The organism is Demequina sp. NBRC 110054, assembly GCF_002090115.1.
In the GTDB taxonomy this organism is placed as follows: domain Bacteria; phylum Actinomycetota; class Actinomycetes; order Actinomycetales; family Demequinaceae; genus Demequina.
Window position 1 is genome coordinate 563835 of record NZ_BBRK01000005.1, and the last position, 18161, is coordinate 581995.

The 18161-nt window shown below is 70.1% G+C and carries 17 protein-coding genes and 1 other RNA gene; 7 read left to right on the forward strand and 11 right to left on the reverse strand.

Annotated features, from left to right (window positions below; genetic code table 11):
- Nucleotides 1-23: 23 nt before the first annotated feature.
- Together B7K23_RS11860 and B7K23_RS11865 are read right to left on the reverse strand one after the other, a co-directional pair.
- Complete coding sequence (locus tag B7K23_RS11860; RefSeq protein ID WP_084126782.1) at nucleotides 24-1304, reverse strand: extracellular solute-binding protein; 1281 nt, start codon at nucleotides 1302-1304, stop codon at nucleotides 24-26.
- Between the two features lie 43 nt (nucleotides 1305-1347).
- Nucleotides 1348-2379 (reverse strand): LacI family DNA-binding transcriptional regulator, encoded by a 1032-nt coding sequence (locus B7K23_RS11865; RefSeq protein ID WP_084126783.1) that lies wholly within the window; start codon nucleotides 2377-2379, stop codon nucleotides 1348-1350.
- Between the two features lie 191 nt (nucleotides 2380-2570).
- On the opposite strand from B7K23_RS11865, the gene B7K23_RS11870 reads away from it, so the two are divergent.
- Nucleotides 2571-2852, forward strand: coding sequence for a hypothetical protein (locus B7K23_RS11870; RefSeq protein ID WP_084126784.1), 282 nt, complete (start codon nucleotides 2571-2573; stop codon nucleotides 2850-2852).
- A gap of 28 nt (nucleotides 2853-2880) precedes the next feature.
- Here B7K23_RS11870 and B7K23_RS11875 read toward each other — a convergent pair whose 3' ends face one another.
- Together B7K23_RS11875 and B7K23_RS11880 are read right to left on the reverse strand one after the other, a co-directional pair.
- On the reverse strand, nucleotides 2881-4191 hold the full coding sequence (locus B7K23_RS11875) for a S1C family serine protease (protein WP_084126785.1): 1311 nt from the start codon (nucleotides 4189-4191) through the stop codon (nucleotides 2881-2883).
- A 92-nt stretch (nucleotides 4192-4283) separates the two neighbouring features.
- On the reverse strand, nucleotides 4284-5519 hold the full coding sequence (locus tag B7K23_RS11880; RefSeq protein WP_159451401.1) for a cation:proton antiporter: 1236 nt from the start codon (nucleotides 5517-5519) through the stop codon (nucleotides 4284-4286).
- Nucleotides 5520-5710: 191 nt separating this feature from the next.
- Between B7K23_RS11880 and B7K23_RS11885 the strand changes: the two genes are divergently transcribed.
- Together B7K23_RS11885 and B7K23_RS11890 are read left to right on the forward strand one after the other, a co-directional pair.
- A complete protein-coding gene (locus B7K23_RS11885; RefSeq protein WP_084126787.1) occupies nucleotides 5711-7837 on the forward strand; it encodes an EAL domain-containing protein in 2127 nt (708 codons plus the stop codon).
- A gap of 75 nt (nucleotides 7838-7912) precedes the next feature.
- Entirely contained in the window at nucleotides 7913-8215 is a 303-nt protein-coding gene (locus B7K23_RS11890; RefSeq protein ID WP_084126788.1) for a potassium channel family protein, read from the forward strand.
- 48 nt (nucleotides 8216-8263) lie between these two features.
- Here the strand turns inward: B7K23_RS11890 and rnpB are convergent.
- Nucleotides 8264-8631: RNase P RNA component class A (gene rnpB / locus B7K23_RS11895), an RNA gene on the reverse strand.
- 62 nt (nucleotides 8632-8693) lie between these two features.
- Here rnpB and B7K23_RS11900 point away from each other — a divergent pair.
- A complete protein-coding gene (locus B7K23_RS11900) occupies nucleotides 8694-9464 on the forward strand; it encodes a YaaA family protein (protein WP_084126789.1) in 771 nt (256 codons plus the stop codon).
- 54 nt (nucleotides 9465-9518) lie between these two features.
- Here B7K23_RS11900 and B7K23_RS11905 read toward each other — a convergent pair whose 3' ends face one another.
- From B7K23_RS11905 to B7K23_RS11925, 5 genes are all read right to left on the reverse strand, one after another.
- Nucleotides 9519-10280: an SDR family oxidoreductase gene (locus B7K23_RS11905; RefSeq protein WP_200809830.1), complete on the reverse strand. Its 762-nt coding sequence runs from the start codon at nucleotides 10278-10280 to the stop codon at nucleotides 9519-9521.
- Between the two features lie 97 nt (nucleotides 10281-10377).
- On the reverse strand, nucleotides 10378-11118 hold the full coding sequence (locus B7K23_RS11910; RefSeq protein ID WP_159451402.1) for a histidine phosphatase family protein: 741 nt from the start codon (nucleotides 11116-11118) through the stop codon (nucleotides 10378-10380).
- Nucleotides 11119-11122: 4 nt separating this feature from the next.
- Nucleotides 11123-11854, reverse strand: coding sequence for a zinc ribbon domain-containing protein (locus B7K23_RS11915; protein WP_084126791.1), 732 nt, complete (start codon nucleotides 11852-11854; stop codon nucleotides 11123-11125).
- A gap of 20 nt (nucleotides 11855-11874) precedes the next feature.
- Nucleotides 11875-12702, reverse strand: coding sequence for a Nif3-like dinuclear metal center hexameric protein (locus B7K23_RS11920; RefSeq protein WP_084126792.1), 828 nt, complete (start codon nucleotides 12700-12702; stop codon nucleotides 11875-11877).
- Between the two features lie 9 nt (nucleotides 12703-12711).
- Entirely contained in the window at nucleotides 12712-13587 is an 876-nt protein-coding gene (locus B7K23_RS11925) for a potassium channel family protein (RefSeq protein WP_084126793.1), read from the reverse strand.
- 212 nt (nucleotides 13588-13799) lie between these two features.
- Between B7K23_RS11925 and B7K23_RS11930 the strand changes: the two genes are divergently transcribed.
- Nucleotides 13800-14105: a hypothetical protein gene (locus B7K23_RS11930; RefSeq protein WP_143338263.1), complete on the forward strand. Its 306-nt coding sequence runs from the start codon at nucleotides 13800-13802 to the stop codon at nucleotides 14103-14105.
- A gap of 176 nt (nucleotides 14106-14281) precedes the next feature.
- Here the strand turns inward: B7K23_RS11930 and B7K23_RS11935 are convergent, their stop codons facing one another.
- Nucleotides 14282-16528: an Ig-like domain repeat protein gene (locus tag B7K23_RS11935; RefSeq protein ID WP_143338264.1), complete on the reverse strand. Its 2247-nt coding sequence runs from the start codon at nucleotides 16526-16528 to the stop codon at nucleotides 14282-14284.
- Between the two features lie 218 nt (nucleotides 16529-16746).
- Here B7K23_RS11935 and B7K23_RS11940 point away from each other — a divergent pair, with 218 nt between their 5' ends.
- Nucleotides 16747-17685 carry a hypothetical protein gene (locus B7K23_RS11940; RefSeq protein WP_084126796.1) on the forward strand — a complete coding sequence of 313 codons (939 nt, stop codon included), beginning with the start codon at nucleotides 16747-16749 and terminating at the stop codon, nucleotides 17683-17685.
- A complete protein-coding gene (locus B7K23_RS11945) occupies nucleotides 17682-18152 on the forward strand; it encodes a MarR family transcriptional regulator (protein WP_084126797.1) in 471 nt (156 codons plus the stop codon). Before B7K23_RS11940 ends, B7K23_RS11945 begins: the two co-directional genes overlap by 4 nt.
- The last annotated feature ends 9 nt before the right edge of the window (nucleotides 18153-18161 follow it).

The following is an 18161-nucleotide window of genomic DNA, read 5'->3' on the forward strand; positions in this document are numbered from 1 at the left end:
GCCCGCCCGTGGTCGGCGGCGGGCTAGTCGCCGGTCGCCGCGGCAGCGGCCTCCTGAGCCGCGTCCATGGCGTCCTGCGCGGACGAGGCTCCCGACATCGCGGCCTGCACCGCAGTCCAGAGCTGCTCGGAGATGAGCGGGTAGTCGGTGCCGAGGTTGTCGCTCGTGCGACCCTTGGCCGCGCGCACGGCGTCCACCCACACCTCAAGGTCAGGGTGCTCCTCGAGGAAGGCCTCCTGGCCGTCGGCCGTCGGCGGGATGTAGTACGCGAACGTGTCTGCGGTCTCGACGAAGCCCTCGGGCGTCGTCATGCACTCGACGATCTGCGTGGTGACCTCGTAGCGCGAGGTGTCGCTCTGGACGGGTGCCATCACGAACTCGCCGCCGGTCGGCGCGGGTGCCGCCCCTCCGTCCTTCGCGGGCAGGGTGATGTAGCCGGTCTCGAATCCCGCCTCGGCCGCGGAGTTCACCTGCCACGTGCCGTTCTCGACGAAGCCCGTCTGACCGTCCAGGAACTCCTCCCATGCGGTGTTCTGCGAGTTCTGGATCGCGGACTGAGGCGCCCAGCCCTCGTCGAGCCAGTCGACCCAGAGCTGCACGGCCTCGACCGCCTCCGGCGAGTTGAGCTCCGTCAGGTCTGCGCCGGCGCCCCAGAACCATGGCAGGAACTGGAACGACCCCTCCTCAGTGCCGATTCCTGCGAACGTGATCGCACGGCTGCCCGCGGCGTCGATGGCCTCGAGCGCAGCGTTGAGCGAGTCCCAGTCGGTGATCGTCGACGGGTCGACTCCCGCCGCGTCCAGGATCTCCTTGTTGTAGTACAGCGCAAGCGTGTTGGCGCCGATCGGGATGCCGTACGCCGTGCCATCGACGACTCCGGCGGCGAGCAGGTTCTCATCGATGTTCGAGGTGTCGAAGCCGAGCTCGTCCATGGTCGTGATCGCACCGGTGTCGGCCAAGGTCGACACCGCCGGGTTGTCGAGAAGCACGACGTCGGGCGAGGTGCCCTCCTGCGCCGACAGCAGGAGCTGATTGGTCAGCGCAGTGGTGTCGTAGGCGGTGCGCTCGATGGTCACGCCAGCTTCATCACCGCATGCCTGGACGCGGTTCTGCCAGTCGGACCCCTCGGTGTGCTGGGGGTACGGGTCCCACCACGTGTAGGTGCCGCCGCCCGCCGCTTGTGCTGAACCGGTCGAGTCGGATGCGTTGCTGTCGCCTTCGCTCGACGAGCAGCCGGTGAGAGCACCGACTGCGATGGCCGCGGTGGCGAGTGCCACCGTCGTCCGCTTGTGCGTGAAGTTCATCGTTCCTCCTTGAACGTTGACCCGCCGGGGACGCGGGAAGTGGCTAGACCCCAGAGGCGACAGGTGGCGCCGCCATGGAGCCCCGGTGGTGGATCTCCGGGGCGATCAGTTCGACAGTGTGAGGCGCAGCTGGTTCGAGGCTGCCCTCGATTCGGGCGACGAGCCGTTGCACGGCATGCCGTCCGAGCCGATCCGCGGCGCTGTCGATCGCCGAGAACGGAAGCGAGAAGGTACGGGCGAAGACATCCGAGTAGCGTCCGACCACTGAGATGTCGCCCGGCGCGGTCAGGCCACGCTCGTGAAGGACTCCCGGCAACGCCGCCGCGGCCCCTTCGTTGTTGAGCAGCAGCGCGGTCGCATCGGGATGGCTGTCGAGGAAGCGGTGAAGCTCCGGGCCGATTCCCGGCTGACTCGACGGGGCGAAGTAGTGGTGAAGCACCACGCCGAGCGCATCGGCCTTCTCCTTCGCCGCGTCGGCCAGCCGCCAGACATACGCGCCACCGCGCTCGACGACGTCCTCCGGCTGCGAGACGAGGATCATCTCGCGGTGGCCGAGTGCCCGCATCTCCGCGACCATGACCCGACCCGACTCCTCGAAGTCGAGGTCGAAGACGTCCGCGCCCTGCGGGTCCCCAGGAAGGCCCACGAGCGCGCCAGGCTGCGGGACGCCCCGAAGCGGGGACATACGGTCGTCCTCCTCCGCGACGTTGAGGAGCACGAACCCGTCGACCATGCGGGAGCGCGCGAGCCGCTTGAGCGCGCCAGGCCCGTCCGCGTCGGACACGAGCAGGGTGTCGTACCCGAGTTCGTTCGCGGTGTCGGTGACCCCCTTGATGTATTCGAGCATCGCGGGCGCGAACTCGTCGTCCTCGAATCGTGCGAACAACGCGAGGACCTTCGTCTGCGAGGTGCGCAGCGCGCGCGCTCCCGCATTCGGCGTGTACCCGAGCCGCTCCACTGCGTCGAGCACCCGCTGGGTGACCTCTGGGGAGATGGAACGCTTGCCGCTGAGCGCATACGAGGCGGTGCTGCGGGATACTCCCGCTGCCTGGGCCACATCGCCGATGGTCACCATCGCGTCCTTCGCTCCTTTGCGTCGCACGTCTGTCGAATGGATTCGACTCGATGTCGACGAGCGTATGTCGAATGGATTCGACTCGCAAGGTCGCGCCCTCCCCGTTATCAAAACGTGATGAACGCGAGCACCTTCGCTAGCATCGGAAGTGTCCTCCGACGGACGGTCGACTACTCAAAGAGGAGTGGAAGATGCTCAGACTCACACGCGGCACGGACGAGATCGTCTCGGGCCTGCTGATCGCCTTCGTGGCGGGCCCGGTCACCTACGCGGCGATCGCCATCGTGTCGATGCTCTTCATGCCGGACCTCGTGACGATCGGGGTCGTGCTCGGGCTCGGGCTGCTCGCCGTGGGCCTGCTCAGGGCCCTCCAGGGCGCGCGACATTTCCTGCGCAACATCGAGACCGCGGCTCTCGTGGGCGCACTCGGCACCGACGAGGTCGCGCGACGCGACAAGTCGCACGACTGGTAGCAGTCGCGCGACTTGTCGTGTCGAGGATCTAGGCCGCGGGACCCTCGCCGAGAATCACGTTCACGGTCTGGGTCGCACCATCGGTGTCGGTGTAGGTGACGGTCACGGTGTCTCCAGGCTCGTAGTCCGCGATCAGAGCGGAGAGCTCGTCGCCGCTGGTCACCGACGTGCCGTCAAGCGCCGCGATGACATCGCCCACGACCAGGCCGGCCTCGGCAGCCCCGGTGCCCTCGTAGACGTAGCCGATCTCGACCCCGTCGGTCGTGGTGGTCGTCGACTGCCCGGGCATGGTGCTCGAGGTGGAGCCGGTGCCCGCGATCCCGATGCCGAGGAAGGCCGGGTAGCCGATCTCGACGGTGCCGGACTCATCGCCGGCGAGGATCTGGTCGACGATGTCGAGCGCGTCGTCGATCGGGATGGCGTAGGCGACCGTGGTGGCCAGACCGGTCGAAGCCGCGGTCGTGATGCCGACGACCTCACCCTCGTCGTCGAGCAGCGCGCCGCCAGAGTCTCCCGAGACCACGTCGGCCTCGAACTCGATCATGCCGTCGAGGGTCTCGCCCTCGATCGTGTACTCCGAGGACGTCGTGACGGTCGACTCGAGCTCGGTGACCGTGCCGTCGGCTGCCATGAGGACTCCGCCGCCCTCGGCGTTGCCGACCGCGGTGACCGTGTCGCCGACATAGGGATCCACGTCGTCGTCCAGGGTCGCGGTGGTGAGGCCCGAGGCACCCTCGAGCTGCAGCAGCGCGACGTCGTTGTCCGCATCGGTGCCGACGACCGTGGCGGTGTAGGTCTCACCGGTCTCGGGGATGGTGACGGTGATCTCGGTCGAGTCCTCGATCACGTGGTTGTTGGTGAGGATCAGCCCGTCGCTCGACAGGACGACGCCGGTGCCGGCCGCCGAGGCGCTCTCGTAGCCGAGCACGGTCTCGATGATGACGATGCCGGTCGACTCGTCGTCGGAGGCGGTGGTCGCATCCTCCTGGGTCGACTCCGTTGTCGTCGAGCCGGACGTCGAGCCGCCGCCGTAGGCGTAGCCCCCGTCGCTCGGCCATTCGTAGGTGTAGCCGCCGTAGGTCATGCCGCCGCCGTCGGAGTAACCGTAGCCCGCGCCGCTCGCGGTCGAATCGGAGTCGGTCGAGTCCGTCGCGGAGGTCGCGGTAGTGCTGCTGTCCGATCCGGACTCGAGGTAGGCGAGCCCGACGCCGGTGAGGGCGAGCGTCGACACGCCGGTCAGCGCCAGGAAGCGCCCGATGCGACTGCGCCAGAAGGGCTCGCGGGTCGCGACGGTCGGCTGGGGGTTGTCGTCGGCGGGCTGCCAGTTCTCGATGGTCATCGTGTGCTCCTCGGGTTTGCTCCTGCCTCTACTTCACTCTCCGAAGCGGAGAGCAGGCTTGGAGGAACCAGGGAGTTCCCGCAGAGTGCGAGTCAGAGACGCTCGTGGGCCGCGGCGCCAGTGGGGCGTGCCCACGCGGCGTAGCAGTTCGCGAACGGCGTCGCGGTAAGGCCGTGCGCGAGCACGCTGAGCAGGATCGTGAGGGTGAAGATCCCGACGATGTCGGACGTGCGCGGGTCCTCGGACAGCGCCTCGACCGTCAACAGGCCGAACACGATCGTCGCGACGCCGCGCGGGCCGAACCACCCGAGGAACAGGCGCGTGGGCGTCTGCAGCCCCGAACCGAGCAGCGCGAGCGCGACCGGCACCATCCTCAGCGCCGTCAGCGCGAGCACCGCGAGAACCAGCCACTCGATCCGGAAGCCTCGCGCGAACACCGTGATCATGAGCCCTCCGGCGAGGAACCACAGTGCGACACCGAGGACGTCGGCCGCCGTCTCCAGGGGCTCAGTCACCTCAGGCTCGTCGTGCACGGCGCGGCTCACCCTTCCGAAGGCGAGTCCCCCCATGAATGCGGCGAGGAACACGTTGGCGTGCAGCAGCTCGGCGACACCGAAGGTGAGCAGCGGCAACGCGAGCACCCCGAGCCCCCGTGCGGCCAGGTCGCTGTAGCGGTGGCCGCGGGTCCAGTCCATCGCCCGCGCGATGCCAGCGCCGAGCACGATCCCGACGGCAATACCGAGGAGCCCTCGAGGCAGCTCGACCGCCGCGGCCTCGGCGACGCCCTCGGTCGTGTCGGCGTTGGCGACGAGTGCGCCGATCGCCACGATCACGATCGGCGTGGCGAGCCCATCGTTGAGCCCGCTCTCGACGTTGAGCGCGCGGCGCACCCGTATCGGCACCGCGGGGTTGAGCACCGTCGGCGCGCCCAGGCTCGCATCCGTCGCGCTCACGGCCGCAGCCACCAGCAGCGCGCCTGCGATGCCGAGGGTCGGGATCATCCACAGCGTGACCCCGGTGGTCAGGAGCACCGCGAGCGGGAACCCCATCGCGAGCAGCCTCACGGCGATCCACGGGTCACGTCTGAGGTCCCTCAGCCCGACCGTGCTCGCGTCGTGGAAGAGGACCAGCACAAGCGCGAGCTCGGCGAGCAGGTGCACCGACGGCGCCCCGAGATCCAGCCCGACGCGCGTGCCGAGCGCCAGCCCTGCGGCAAGAAAGGCGATGGGTGCGGTGATCCCCCACGCCTCGGCGCGTCGACCGACGAGCGCCCACACGGTGAGCAGCGCCGCCAGCACCGCGAGCGTCAGCCCCTCGGGACTCTCCATGCCTCCAGCATCCCGCGTCGCACGGCGCCTCGTCGGGCGACAGTGCGCACACCTACCACCCGTGCTCGCATCGTCCCGGGTATCCGGGTCCTTGACATCGCGAGGAAGATAGAAACCCGACACGCGATGCTCACACATCGATGGCGGTGGACGATGGGGACACCAGTCCCCGGCGCTGAGGGAGGTGCGGCGTGAGCGAGGCTGACCGACAGCCGCTGCTGCAAGCAGCTCACGAGACTTCCGCGCGCCTGGACCAGCTTGAGATGATCCTTAAGCTCGCGCCGGTCGGGATCGGACTCGTCGACGAGCTGGGTCGCACCACCATGACCAACGGCGTGCTCCATCGCATGCTCGGCTACAGCACCGAGGAGTTCGAGACGCTGTCGTGGGCCGAGTACACCCACCCGGACGACATCCCGATCAACGCCGAGTTCTCGCGCCGGCTAGCGGCCGGCGAGATCGATCGCTTCGAGATGGAGAAGCGCTTCAGGCGCAAGGACGGCGAGTGGATCTGGACCGAGCTCACCGTCTCACTCGTCCGGCACGCGAACGGCTCGCCCGCCTACGAGATCGGCATCGCGACGGACATCACGAAGCGCAAGCGCCTCGAGCACGACCTGAGGGCCGCCGAGGAGCGCTATCGCGTGCTCGTCGAGCGGGTGCCCGCAGTCGTGTACTCCGCGGAGCCTGGCGAGAACGGCCGCTGGCTCTATGTGAGCCCCCAGATCGAGACGATGCTCGGGTTCACCGCCCAGGAGTGGATGGACGACCCCTCACTGTGGGGCAGGCAGATCGACCCCGCCGAGCGCGAGGCCGTGCTGCAGGCCGAGAACCGCATGGTGGCCGATGGCCCCTCGACGGTGCAGCGAGGCGCGACCTACCGGATGTTCCGGCGCGACGGGAGCGCGCTCTGGGTGCGGGACGACGCGATCGTCACGCAGGATCAGTCCGGCAAGCCCGTGCTCCAGGGCGTGCTCGTCGACGTGACTCAGGAGAAGGCTCTCGAGGAGCAGCTCGGCCATGAGGCCCGCCACGACTCCTTGACGGGACTGCCGAACCGCAGCCTCTTCCGGGCGAGCGTCGACGAGGCCCTCGCGGAGTCGACCCCGTCGTCGCGGGGCACCGCGGTCCTCTTCATCGACCTCGACAACTTCAAGTCGGTCAACGACAGCTTCGGCCACGCAACGGGAGATGAGGTCATCGTCGCCGCGGCGCGGCGGATCAGGGCCTGCACGCGCGACGGCGATTCCGCGAGGCTCGGCGGGGACGAGTTCGCGCTGGTGCTGAGGAACACGACGGCCGACGAGGCGGTGGCCCTTGCCGACCGGATCCTCGATGCGCTCCACGGCACACCCATCGCCTTCAGCGGTGGCACCGTGATCGTGGGCGCGAGCATCGGCATCGCGATCGCCGACGCCCGCGACACGTCCGAGACCCTGCTGCGCAACGCGGATCTCGCGATGTATCAGGCGAAGGCACGCGGACGCGGGCGCCACGCGACCTACGAGCGCGGCATGCACGAGGGCGCCGTCGAGCAGTTCCGGCTCGCCGAGGCTCTGCAGCGCGCCGTCGCCGTGGGGGCGATCACGCTCGTCTTCCAGCCGATCGTGGATCTGCGCTTGGGCTCGGTCGAGGGGATCGAGGCGCTCGCGCGCTGGACCGATCCCGAGCTCGGACCCGTGCCCCCTTCGGTGTTCATCCCCGTGGCCGAGCAGGCCGGCCTGATTCACGAGCTGGGCCGCCAGGTGCTCGTGCGCGCATGCACCGAGGTGGCGCAGTGGCGCGAGAGCACCGGAGGTGACGCGTACGTGACCGTGAACGTGTCGCCATTGCAGCTCGAGGACCCCACCTTCCCTGACTTCGTCGTCACGATCCTCGAGGACCAGGGCCTCGAGCCGTCGGGGCTTGTGCTCGAGGTCACCGAGGGCCTGCTTCTCGAGGAGAGCAGCCGCACGACCCTGAGCGCGCTGCGCGCGCACGGCGTGCGCGTGGCGATCGACGACTTCGGCACCGGCTACTCCTCGCTCAGCCGTCTGCGCGACCTGCCGGTCGACATGATGAAGGTCGACCAGGCGTTCGTCGGTCCGCTCGGAGCCCACGATGGCGACCGAGCATTCCTCGACGCGATCATCGGGCTCTCGCGCACCCTCGGACTCACCACGGTCGCCGAGGGGATCGAGACGCCAACCCAGCTCGCGGAGCTGCAGGCCAGCGCATGCGACCTCGGCCAGGGCTACCTGCTGGCCAGGCCCGGCCCGATCGACCAGATCCCCGCAGTCATGCCCGGTGTCACGGCGTGGGTCTCCTCCGCCGGCTGATCAGGCACGTCTCCGAAGTAGACGGAGTAGCGTCGGATCGAGGGCGAAGAGGCCTGCGAACTGCCTGGAGGCACCATGTCGCAACAGATCGGACCCGACCACGACCCAGCGCCGAACGAGCGGATCTACCACCGCCTGGAGGTGGCCGCCGCGCTCCTCCTCGCCATCGGGACGATCACGTACCGCTACCTCGAGGACTGGAGCTGGATCGACTCGCTCTACTTCAGCACCGTGGCGCTCACGACCGTGGGCTTCGGCGACCTGACGCCGACGCATGACCTCTCGAAGCTGTTCACCGTCGTCTACCTGCTGACGGGCGTGACGATCCTGGTCTCGTACCTGAACGCCCGTCTCGCGCGCAGGCGCTGGCGTCAGTGACGGTTGGGCCGCTCAAGCCGGGCGCCACACGGCCGGACGACAAGAGGGCGGATGAGCTGGCCGATACGCCGGGTTCTGTCTCTCAGACCGGAGCCTGAGGGGCGGCCATCCATCTAGGCCCTGGATTGCTCCAGGGCTCGAGCAGCCTACCCGGGAGCATCGGGCGAGCAGCCCTCGAACGCTCCCTGTCTGGCCTTGCTTCGGGTGGGGTTTACCTTGCCGCTCCCGTCACCGGTCGCGCGGTGAGCTCTTACCTCACCCTTTCACCCTTACCCCCGCCGTGAGGCGAGGGCGGTCTTCTCTCTGTGGCACTGTCCCGCGGGTCACCCCGGGTGGCCGTTAGCCATCACCCTGCTCTGCGAAGCCCGGACGTTCCTCGGGATCCCGGAGGATCACGCGACCGCCTGGCCAGCTCATCCGCTCCACAAGGATACCTGGCGGTTCTTCGGGACCGCACGCTCCGGCTAGCCTGTCACCCGTGCTCGTCCTGCTCCCTCCCTCCGAAGGCAAGACCGCGCCCGCGCAGGGCGCCCCCGTCGATCTCGCCACCCTGTCCCATCCGGACCTCGCGGACGCGCGTGGCAGGGTCGGAGACACGCTCGCCAAGGTGAGCGGGCAGCGCAACGCGATGCAGGTGCTCGAGGTGGGCGCGAGCCTCGCCGACGACGTGGCGCGCAACGTGACCGTCTGGGACAACCCCGCCGACGCATCGTCCAGGGTCTACACGGGCGTCCTGTACGACGCGGCCGGCATGGCGGGCTGGGACGATGCGACGCTCGCCCGCGCGGCGGACCGCGTCCGGGTGGTCTCGGCGCTGTGGGGCGCGGTCTCCCCCGCCGACCGCATCCCCGCCTACCGACTGTCCATGGGGACGACGCTGGGGCGCCTGGGCGGTCTCGCCTCCTTCTGGCGGCCTCACCTCACGCCCGAGCTCGACGCGCTCGCCGGCGGCGGCCTGGTCGTGGACTGCCGCAGCGCGGCGTACGTCGCGGCCTACCGGCCCGACGCGCCCTGGGTGACGGTCAAGGTGATGCGCGAGCTGAACGGCAAGCGCGCGGTGGTGAGCCACATGGCCAAGCACACCCGCGGTCTCCTCGCGGCACACCTGGTCAGGTCCGATGCTGCGCCCGAGACCGCTTCGGACCTCGCCGATGCCGCGGCCGGGATGATCGGCGACGCGCTCGTCGACGTCGCGCTCGCCGCAAAGGCCAAGGGGCCCGACGAGCTCACGCTCGTCATCGCGGGCTGAGCCGCCTCCGCGGTCTCCAGAAGCGAGGAGCCTCCCGCACCGCTCTGGCTCGGCTCAGGCGAGCGAGATGCCGCCGTCCACGGCGAGCGTCTGCCCGGTGACGAATCCGCACGTCATGAGGAACAGGTAGGCCTGAGCGATCTCGCTGACCTCCGCGGTGCGTCCCAGCGGGATCGCCTCCGCCATCGACGCCTTGGTCTCCTCGAGTTGCTGAGGGTCCAGGTCGCGCCACAGGCCCGTCTCGGTCCACGTGGGGGCGACGGCGTTGACGCGCACGCGCGGCGCGAGCTCGATCGCGAGCCCCTTCACCATCGTCGCGATCGCCTCGTTGCCGACCGTCGCACCGGACGAGGTCGACGGCGAGCCGCCGGTGCCCGCGGTGAAGGTCAGCGATCCGCCGTCGGCGATGCGCGGACCCAGGGCGCGCGCGACCTCGAGGTTCGCGAACAGCTTGCCCTCGACCGTCTCGCGGATCGTCTCGAGGTCCGCGTCGAGGAAGCCCCCGCCCATCGCGCCGCCGAGCGTCGACACCACGTGGTCGACCTCTCCCAGCTGCTCGCCCATCGTCGCGAGCGCGCCGGGCGCGGTGGCGTCGATCGCCGCGCCACCCGCGGCGGCACCCGTCGCACGCAGCTCGGAGACCGCGGCCTCGAGACGCTCGCGATCCCTCCCCACGAGCACCACCCTCGCGCCCGCATCCGCGGCCCTGCGCGCGACTTCGAAACCGAATCCCGAGGTGCCCCCGATCACGAGCAGTCGGGCTCCACGCAGCGAGGCGAGAAGGGTGTCGGAGGCGGGCATGGCGGCGTCGGACATAGGTCGCTCCAAGGTGTCAGGGGGTCTCACGTGCGGAACGTTGCGGGCCCCATCGTAGTTCCCCACGCCAGTGCTGAGAACGGCGACTCGCGGCGGCTCAATGCGTCGGCGCGCCGATGCACAGGATGTGCCTCTCGGCGAGCTCCCCGTCGCGCGTCACGCGCAGCTGAAGGATCGTCATCGACGCGGGCGAGGGCCAGATCCGGGACCACCGCGCGGGGGGCGCCTCGAGCGACCTGCCGACGATGGACTTGATCGCGACCGCATGCGACGCGAGTGCGATCGACCTCGCCTTGTCTGCGCCCTCGACGCACGACCGCGCGTGCTCGCGCGCAAGGTCTCCGAGCAGGTCCTCGAGGCGATCCGCGACGTCGTCGAGCGACTCCCCTCCCGGGGCGCTCGCCTCGCCGTCGCGCCACCGCAGCAACTCGCCACCGTCGCGCTCGATGATGTCGGGAGCCGTCAGCCCCTCCCAGTCGCCGAAGTCGACCTCCTTGAGCCGCGGCTCGACCTCGACGTGCGCACCCACCCGGCGACCGATCGCGCCGCCGGTCTCCTGCGTGCGGGTCATGGGCGAGGCGAGGACGCGGTCGACCTTCGGCAGGTCCATCCAGGTGCGTCGCCCGATCTGGTGCACCGCGTCGGCAGCCTTGGCGGCCTGCACGCGCCCCGCAGAGGCGAGCGACGGGCCGGGCACGCCCGAGCCGGAGAACCGATGCTCGAGCGTCATCGGCGTCACGCCGTGGCGCACGAGCACCAGGACGAGCGGCGCGACGAGGTTCTCCGTGGGGGCCTCGGTGATCGAGGAGGTGGCGGCGGCCGCGGTCTGACCCGTCACCGGCTCACGCGTTCCTGACGAGGATCCGGCCGCACTCCTCGCAACGGACGATGCGGTCGGGCGCCGCTGCGGTGATCTCGGCGAGGTCGCCCGCATTGAGCGTCATGTGGCAGCCCTGGCACGTGCTGCCGACGAGCGAGGCCGCGCCCACGCCGCCGTGCTGCTCGCGGAGCTTGTCGTAGAGCTTCAGCAGGCCCTCATCCAGGTCGCGGGCCGCGGTGCCGCGCTCATCGTGCACCTTCACGAGCTCGTCGTCGATCTCCTTGACGGCGGCGTCGCGCTCGGCGTTCACCTCGGCGATCTGCGCCTCGAGCGCGACGGCCTGCTCGACTGCCGAGGCGAGCACGGTCTCCGCGTTCTCGGCCTGCTCCATCGCCTCGAGCTCGACGTCCTCAAGCGCGCTCAGCCTGCGCGCGAGCACCTCGAGCTCGCTCTGCAGCGCCTGGAGGTCCTTCGGCGAGCCCGAGCCCGAGTCGAGCCGCTTCTGGTCGCGCTCCTGACGCGTGCGCACCGCCTGGACGTCGTCCTCGGCCTTGGTCACGGCGCGGCGCAGGTCACCCGCCTCGGCCGTCCTGGCGATCCGCTCCTCGTGGAGGTCGGCGAGGCGCGCGTTGAGCTCGTCGAGCTGCGCGTTCTGCGGCAGCGTCGCGCGCTTGTGGCGCAGCTGCTGCGCGCGGAGGTCGGCGTCCTGGACGTCCAGCAGACGCTTCTGGTCTGCTGCGGGGGCGGTGGCCACGAGTGGTCTCCTTCAGGGGGTCAGGAACCGGTCGCGCCGAAGCGCGCGGTCCACGGGTCGGTGGTGAGGGTGCTCACGGTGGTCTCGATGCCGAGCGTCTCCTCGAGGTGTCTGGCCGCGCCCTTGAGCCACGACCACTCCGACGCGGAGTGTGCCACATCCACCAGGTACGGCCGACCATCGCCGAGCAGCGCCTCCTCGCGAGCCTCGGACGCGGGGTGGTGGCGCAGGTCGGCGGTGACGTACACGTCGGCGCCCGACGCGCGCACGAGGTCCAGGAAGGAGTCTCCGCTGCCGCCGAGGACGGCGACCGTCTCGACGCGTCCCGTGAGGTCCCCCGCGACGCGCACTCCGTGCGCCGTGGGAGGCAGCACATCGGCGGCGCGGGCCGCGAACTGGTGCAGGGTCGTGGGCTCCGCGAGCCGGCCGATCCGTCCCGCGCCGAGCGTGGGGTCCTCGGAGTCAGGCACGAGCGGCACGGTGTCGACGATCCCCAGGTCGGCCGCGAGCGCGTCGGCGACTCCCCCGGCGGCCGCGTCGGCGTTGGTGTGAGCGTTGAACAGCGCGATGCCGCGCTCGATCAGCTCGTGCACGACCGCGCCCTTGCCCGTGTCGGCGCGCACGGTGTGCACGCCCCTGAGCAGCAGCGGATGGTGGGTGACGATCATGTCGGCGTCCTCGTCGACGGCCTCCTCGACGAGCGCCAGCACCGGGTCGACCGCGAGCAGCACCTTCTCGACGACGGCGTCGGGCCGACCGAGGATCAGACCGTTGCGGTCCCAGCTCTCTGCCAGGCGCGGCGGATAGCGCTCTTCGAGGACGGCGACGACGTCGGATACCTGGGCCATGGCTCCACGCTACTGCGCCGGGGGCTCCTGCGCGCTACCCGCCCCCGCATCGTCCGGGGACGATGCCTTCTTGCCTTCGCCGAGGATCGTCGCGGGCGTCTCGCCGTGAGACAGGAGCGCGTCGATCTTGCCCTCGAGGTGCTCGATCCGGCGCAGCATCTCGTTCTGGCGCTTCTCGGCGGCCAGGAACGCGTGGTGGTCGCGGTCCACCTCGGCAGCGTCGCGCTTCTCCTCCTCGTCGCCGGACGTCACGGAGACGAACCACGCCGCGACCGACGCGGTCACGACACCGATGAGGGCGATGCCGAGGAGCATCATGCCGCCCGCGACGAGCCGGCCCGTGACCGTCACCGGGGCGTAGTCCCCGTACCCGACCGTCGTGACGGTCACGAAGGCCCACCACAGCGCATCCGTGAACGACGTGATGTCGGACCCCTCGTGACCGCGCTCGGCCGAGAGCACCCACACGGAGCCGATCCACAGCAGGAGGACGGTCGACGCGATGACGGCCTGCATCGTCTTCATGCGGCCCTGCGAGGACAGGAACGACGTCCCCTGCGCGAAGACCGTGAGGATCTTGAGGGGGCGCGCGGCCGGCAGGAGCACCGCGATGACGTCGAGCGGATGCGTCCACAGGTAGTTCCACGACTTCTTGGACAGCGTCGCGCGGATGATGAGGTCGGCGAGGAAGATCGCCCAGATCACGACCTGAAGCGTCTCGAGACCGGTGCGCACACCCCACGGCAGCACCGCGAAGGCGATGATGCGGGTCGACCAGGCCACGAGGAAGACGAACGCGAGCACCGCCATCGTCCCGTCGGTGCGCTTCCGGTAGCCCTCGTACTTGCTGCCGTCAGTGAGCTCGTTCAACTGGTCGAGCGCCATCGAGTCCTCCCCGTTCCCGCCGTCTCCCCCGAGGCTAGCGCGCGGCGCGCCGCGAGCGCGTGAGGCCGCGTCGCCCCAGCGTCGAGTGACATTCCTCACGATGACCCCCGGAAACCTTCCACGCGGAGAGCGGCTGCCGATGGGCCGGGCGACCCGCCGTCTCGCTCACGGCGGATCCGCACGACTCGACAAGAACAGACTGGGGGGACGCGATGCGTTCAGATACTGTGATCACTCTTTCGCTGCGGCACTGGACCCGTCGGGACCACGCCCGCTTCTGGATCGACACGCTCGCGCCGTCGCTCGCCGCGGCCGTCATCGGCCTCACGACCGCGGCCACGATCCTCATCGTCGCAGGCACCGAGGAGCCCCGCGCCCTTGCGACCGCCGCGCTCATCGCCACGTGCGGCCTGGCCTTCCCGACCGCCGTCGCCTGGAACGTGTCACGCTTCCGCGCCCCGTCCGGCTTCGACGTCGTGCGCTCCGAACTGCCCTCCACGGAGTACGTCGCCGACTGAAGCTGAGTCTCCCCGCACGCCGGGCCCGGCCTCATGCCGGGCCCGGCGTTCGCGTCTCCGGGCACTGTCGGCCGCGCGGGCGCCGGGACGTGCGGGACCCGGTGTGTGGGCAGGGTGTTCGTGGGGGCGGTATTCGTGGGCTGGCCCACGCCGCCGCGGGCCCCCGCGCGGTCAGGCTAGCGAGCGAAATACGAGGTCGACTGACGCTTCGACGTCAGGAAGTCGTTGCGCGAGAGGTATCGGATCTCCACGCGCCCCTTCGGCAGCTTCCAGCTCTTGACCTTGGCCTTGTACGCCGACCCCGAGAGCTCGAGCGTGACCCACTGCGACCTTCGCTTGCCGTCGACGTACACGGCGACCTTGCCGGACTCCTTCGCCTTGAGCGGACCCGTGACCTTGACGGCGAAGACGGAGCTCTTGCCCTCCTCCACCGTGGGCGAGTTCGTGACCCTGACCGTCGGGATGGCCTTGAGCGTCTTCGCGACCACCGTGGCGGTCGAGGACGCGTGCGTCGACGTGCCCTCGTACGCCACGGACAGCGTGCGCTGGCCTGGCTTCCACGTCGCGGGCATCCAGAACGCGACCGTGCCATCGTCCCGCAGCGTCTTCTCCCAGGTACTCGACCCGCGGCTGACGACGACCTGCCCCCCGGCACCTTCGGCGCCCTCGACGGCGACGACCACCTTGATCGCGTTGCCGTACCGCTTGGTCTTCGCCGTGGCCGAGGCCTCGGTCGCGACCTTCGGGGTGACCGTGAGCTCGGTCGTGGACTCAGAGCCTGCGATGCCGTCGGCGCCGCCGTAGACCGCGCGCACAGCATGCGTGCCGACCGCGAGGCTCGAGGACAGCTCCGCGGTGACGTCGCCATCGGTCAGTGAGACGGTCGTGTAGATGCTGCCGTCGACATACAGGTCGACGTCGCCGGTGGGCGTCGTGTCCGCCGCGACCGTCACGGTCGCCTCGGGCGCGGTGCCCCTGTACACCGACGGCACGCTCACGGTCGTCGTCGAGGCGTCGGCGGCCGCAGGCTCCTCCGTGGGATCGTCCGTGGGCTCCTCGGCCGCGGGCGCGGTCGGGTTCGTGACGATCTCCACGGTCGCGGTGGTGCTCGTCGTGCTCACGACGGTGACCGTGAACAGGTCGGAACCGGCGGTGTAGGCCTCGCCCGCCTGGAACGAGGACCACATGTCGCTGCCGTCTTCGACCGCGAGGATCTCGATCTCACCGTCCGAGCCCTGGATGCGCGACACGACGACGCCCGGCTCGTAGTAGAGCGCGTGGGAGTAAGCGAAGAGGTAGTAGCCGTCGTACGAGTAGAACGCGCTCGAGTCGACTCCTAGGCCGCTGCGGTACTCCACGAAGTACTCGCTGCCGTCGTCTGGGTCGACGACCGTCGCCGCGGTGGTGCCGGACGATGCGGTGGTCTGGTTGAGCGTCACGGTCGTGGTCTGGCTCGCGTCGGCGTCGTAGGTCAGCACGTCGGTCAGGGACGATGCGCCGGGCAGGTCGAGGTCGTAGCGGTAGGCGGCGTCGAGCGCTCCGGACGGGAAGCCGCTCACCGTGAGCGCCTGAGGACCGTAGACGCCGAAGTACTCGGCAGAGCCGGTCTCCCACGTGAGGTACGAGTGGCCGAGGCTCAGGTTGTGGCCGAGCTCGTGGACGGTCGTCGCGGTGCCGAGAGCCGTGATCTGGACCGTGCCTCCGTAGTGGAACGACGAACCGACGGTCGCGATCCCCGCGTAGCCGTAGTCGCAGTCCTCGGGCGAGTAGACGATGAGGTGATTGGCGGTGCCCACGAAGGACACCCCTGGGAACTCGGCCTTGGCGGCTGTCCAGATCTCGGAGTAGCTCGCCGAGCACGACCCGTCCCAGGACATCGTCGCGGTGTCGGCGACCTCGAAGCTGCCGATCGCGCCCCGCGCCTCGGTGACCCAGTAGTCGGCCGCGTATTCAGTGTTCGCGACCGCATCGGCGAGCGAGACGTCCTCCGTCGCGCTCGCATCGTCGATGGTGACGACGTACGCGCGGTGGGACGCGACGGCCACCGTCGCCTCGGCGGGGGCGACCACGGTCGCGGACTGCACCTCGGAGCCTTCGACGGTCGCCTCGACGGTCGACCCGGACTCGATGTCCTCGAGGGCCTCGCCCTCCACCGCGTCGACCTCGCCGTCCTCGCTGATGATGACCTGGGCCTCCTCGGCCTCGCCGTGGCCCTCCGCCTCGATGACCACGTCGAGCAGCGTGCCCTCGAGCGTCTCACCCGCCTCGTCGGACGCCGTCGCGGGCACTCCGACCATCGCGAGGGACGCGGCCGCGACGAGCGCGGCGAGCGGGCGCAGCCGCCCGAAGCGGGCCTTCGACGCGCGCGCGGCGGCCCCCGGTCGCAGGGGCTCGCGGTGCATCGAGGGGTCGGGAAAAGCCATGGCCCAGACACTCCGGCATCCGAGGACAGTTTCTCAAGCGACTGTGAGCAATTCCGCGGCGCAAATGCAGTCATAGGTGGACAAACGCGCATCCGAGGCCTGGATCGCCGCCTCGCCCACGGCCGCGGGACATAGGTCCCTTCAGATCGCTCCACGAAGATAGGTAATGTGTTGCATAAGTCAACGCTGACCCACCGACGATCGAGGAGCGCAGCGCCATGGACTCCCGCTTCCGCACACCGCTCATGATGTCCCTGCCCCTGGCGGCCCTCGCCGCCCTCGCCTCCGGCGCAGGGGTCCTGGCCGACGACCTGTATCGGCGCGACATGGAGAGCTTCGCGGTCCAGGGCGCCGCGCAGGACTGGGTCACGCTGCTGCTCGCCGTCCCTGCCGTCCTCGCGCTCGGCTTCGCCGCGTGCCGTGGCTCCCGTGGCGCGCTGCTGCTGTGGCACGGCGCGGTGCTCTACCTCGCCTACACGTACGCGATCGCGTCCTTCATGGTGCAGTTCAACGTGCTCTTCCTCGTCTACACCTCCACCTTCGGCCTCGCGGTCCTCACCCTCGCGACGAGCCTGCCCCGCACGATCCACACCACGCCGTCGGACGCTTTCGGGGTCGGTTGGCCGCGCAGGACCGTGACCGCGGTGCTGTGGGCGATCGTCGTCGTCTTCGCCTTCCTGTGGCTGTCTGACATCGTCCCCGCCCTGCTCGGCGGCACCCGGCCCGAGTCGCTCGCCGAGTCCGGCACGCCGACCAACGGAGTCGAGGCGATTGACCTGTCACTGCTGCTGCCGACCTCCGCCCTCGCCGGCTACTGGACGCTCCGGCGACAGGTGCGCGGCGCGGTGCTCGCCATGGCCTTGCTCGCCTTCACCGCGCTGCTTGGGCTCGCACTCGTCGCGATGGTGATCGGGCTCGATGCGGCAGGGCTCACCGACGGGATCGCCCCCGCGTTCGTGTTCGGGATGCTCGCACTCGGCACGACCGGGCTCGGCGCGATCGCGTGGCGCCGTACCGCAGGCATCGCGACCGCATCTGACCACCGACGCGACGGCTCTTCCACCGGTACCCCCACCGCCTGCGACTTCGCCGGCCCGCCCGACGAAGCCAACCGAGCCCGCGTTGCCGTGGCAGCCGCCTCGGAGCGCACCGCGTGACCGCGCCCGCCGACCCGGCTCGGGTGCTGTTCGCCACCGTCTTCCTGCTCGCCCAGTCGTGGAAGAACCTGCTGGACGACGAGCTCGCGCCCGCGGGCCTGTCCGCCAAGCAGTGGATGCTGCTCGTCGCGATCGAGACCTTCGGCGACGAGGCGCCGACGCTCAACCAGGCGGCCGAGCGCTACGGCGCCACGCGGCAGGCCACCAAGCAGCTCGCGGTGAGGCTCGAGCGCGGCGGCTTCGTGCGCATCGAGAGCGATCCCGACGACGGCCGCACGCTCCGGTTGAATCTCACCGCACGGCACCGCGAGTTCTGGGACGCTCGCGCGCAGCGGCACCTCGAGGGCCTGACGGCGCTGTTCTCGGAGGTTGATGACGGCTCGCTCTCGGGTGCGGCCGAGACGCTCACCGTGCTGCTCGCCTCGTCCAGGGACGCCGAGCGCACGGGGCTGTTCGGGGACCGCTGAGACGAGCGG

What these genes read in the sequence shown, in the direction of transcription:
- B7K23_RS11860 (WP_084126782.1), bottom strand. Translation starts at nt 1,304, where the DNA reads ATGAACTTCACGCACAAGCGGACGACGGTGGCACTCGCCACCGCGGCC.
- B7K23_RS11925 (WP_084126793.1), bottom strand. Translation starts at nt 13,587, where the DNA reads ATGGCGCTCGACCAGTTGAACGAGCTCACTGACGGCAGCAAGTACGAG.
- B7K23_RS11870 (WP_084126784.1), top strand. Translation starts at nt 2,571, where the DNA reads ATGCTCAGACTCACACGCGGCACGGACGAGATCGTCTCGGGCCTGCTG.
- B7K23_RS11880 (WP_159451401.1), bottom strand. Translation starts at nt 5,519, where the DNA reads ATGGAGAGTCCCGAGGGGCTGACGCTCGCGGTGCTGGCGGCGCTGCTC.
- B7K23_RS11865 (WP_084126783.1), bottom strand. Translation starts at nt 2,379, where the DNA reads ATGGTGACCATCGGCGATGTGGCCCAGGCAGCGGGAGTATCCCGCAGC.
- B7K23_RS11940 (WP_084126796.1), top strand. Translation starts at nt 16,747, where the DNA reads ATGGACTCCCGCTTCCGCACACCGCTCATGATGTCCCTGCCCCTGGCG.
- B7K23_RS11905 (WP_200809830.1), bottom strand. Translation starts at nt 10,280, where the DNA reads ATGTCCGACGCCGCCATGCCCGCCTCCGACACCCTTCTCGCCTCGCTG.
- B7K23_RS11935 (WP_143338264.1), bottom strand. Translation starts at nt 16,528, where the DNA reads ATGGCTTTTCCCGACCCCTCGATGCACCGCGAGCCCCTGCGACCGGGG.
- B7K23_RS11920 (WP_084126792.1), bottom strand. Translation starts at nt 12,702, where the DNA reads ATGGCCCAGGTATCCGACGTCGTCGCCGTCCTCGAAGAGCGCTATCCG.
- B7K23_RS11930 (WP_143338263.1), top strand. Translation starts at nt 13,800, where the DNA reads ATGCGTTCAGATACTGTGATCACTCTTTCGCTGCGGCACTGGACCCGT.
- B7K23_RS11875 (WP_084126785.1), bottom strand. Translation starts at nt 4,191, where the DNA reads ATGACCATCGAGAACTGGCAGCCCGCCGACGACAACCCCCAGCCGACC.
- B7K23_RS11890 (WP_084126788.1), top strand. Translation starts at nt 7,913, where the DNA reads ATGTCGCAACAGATCGGACCCGACCACGACCCAGCGCCGAACGAGCGG.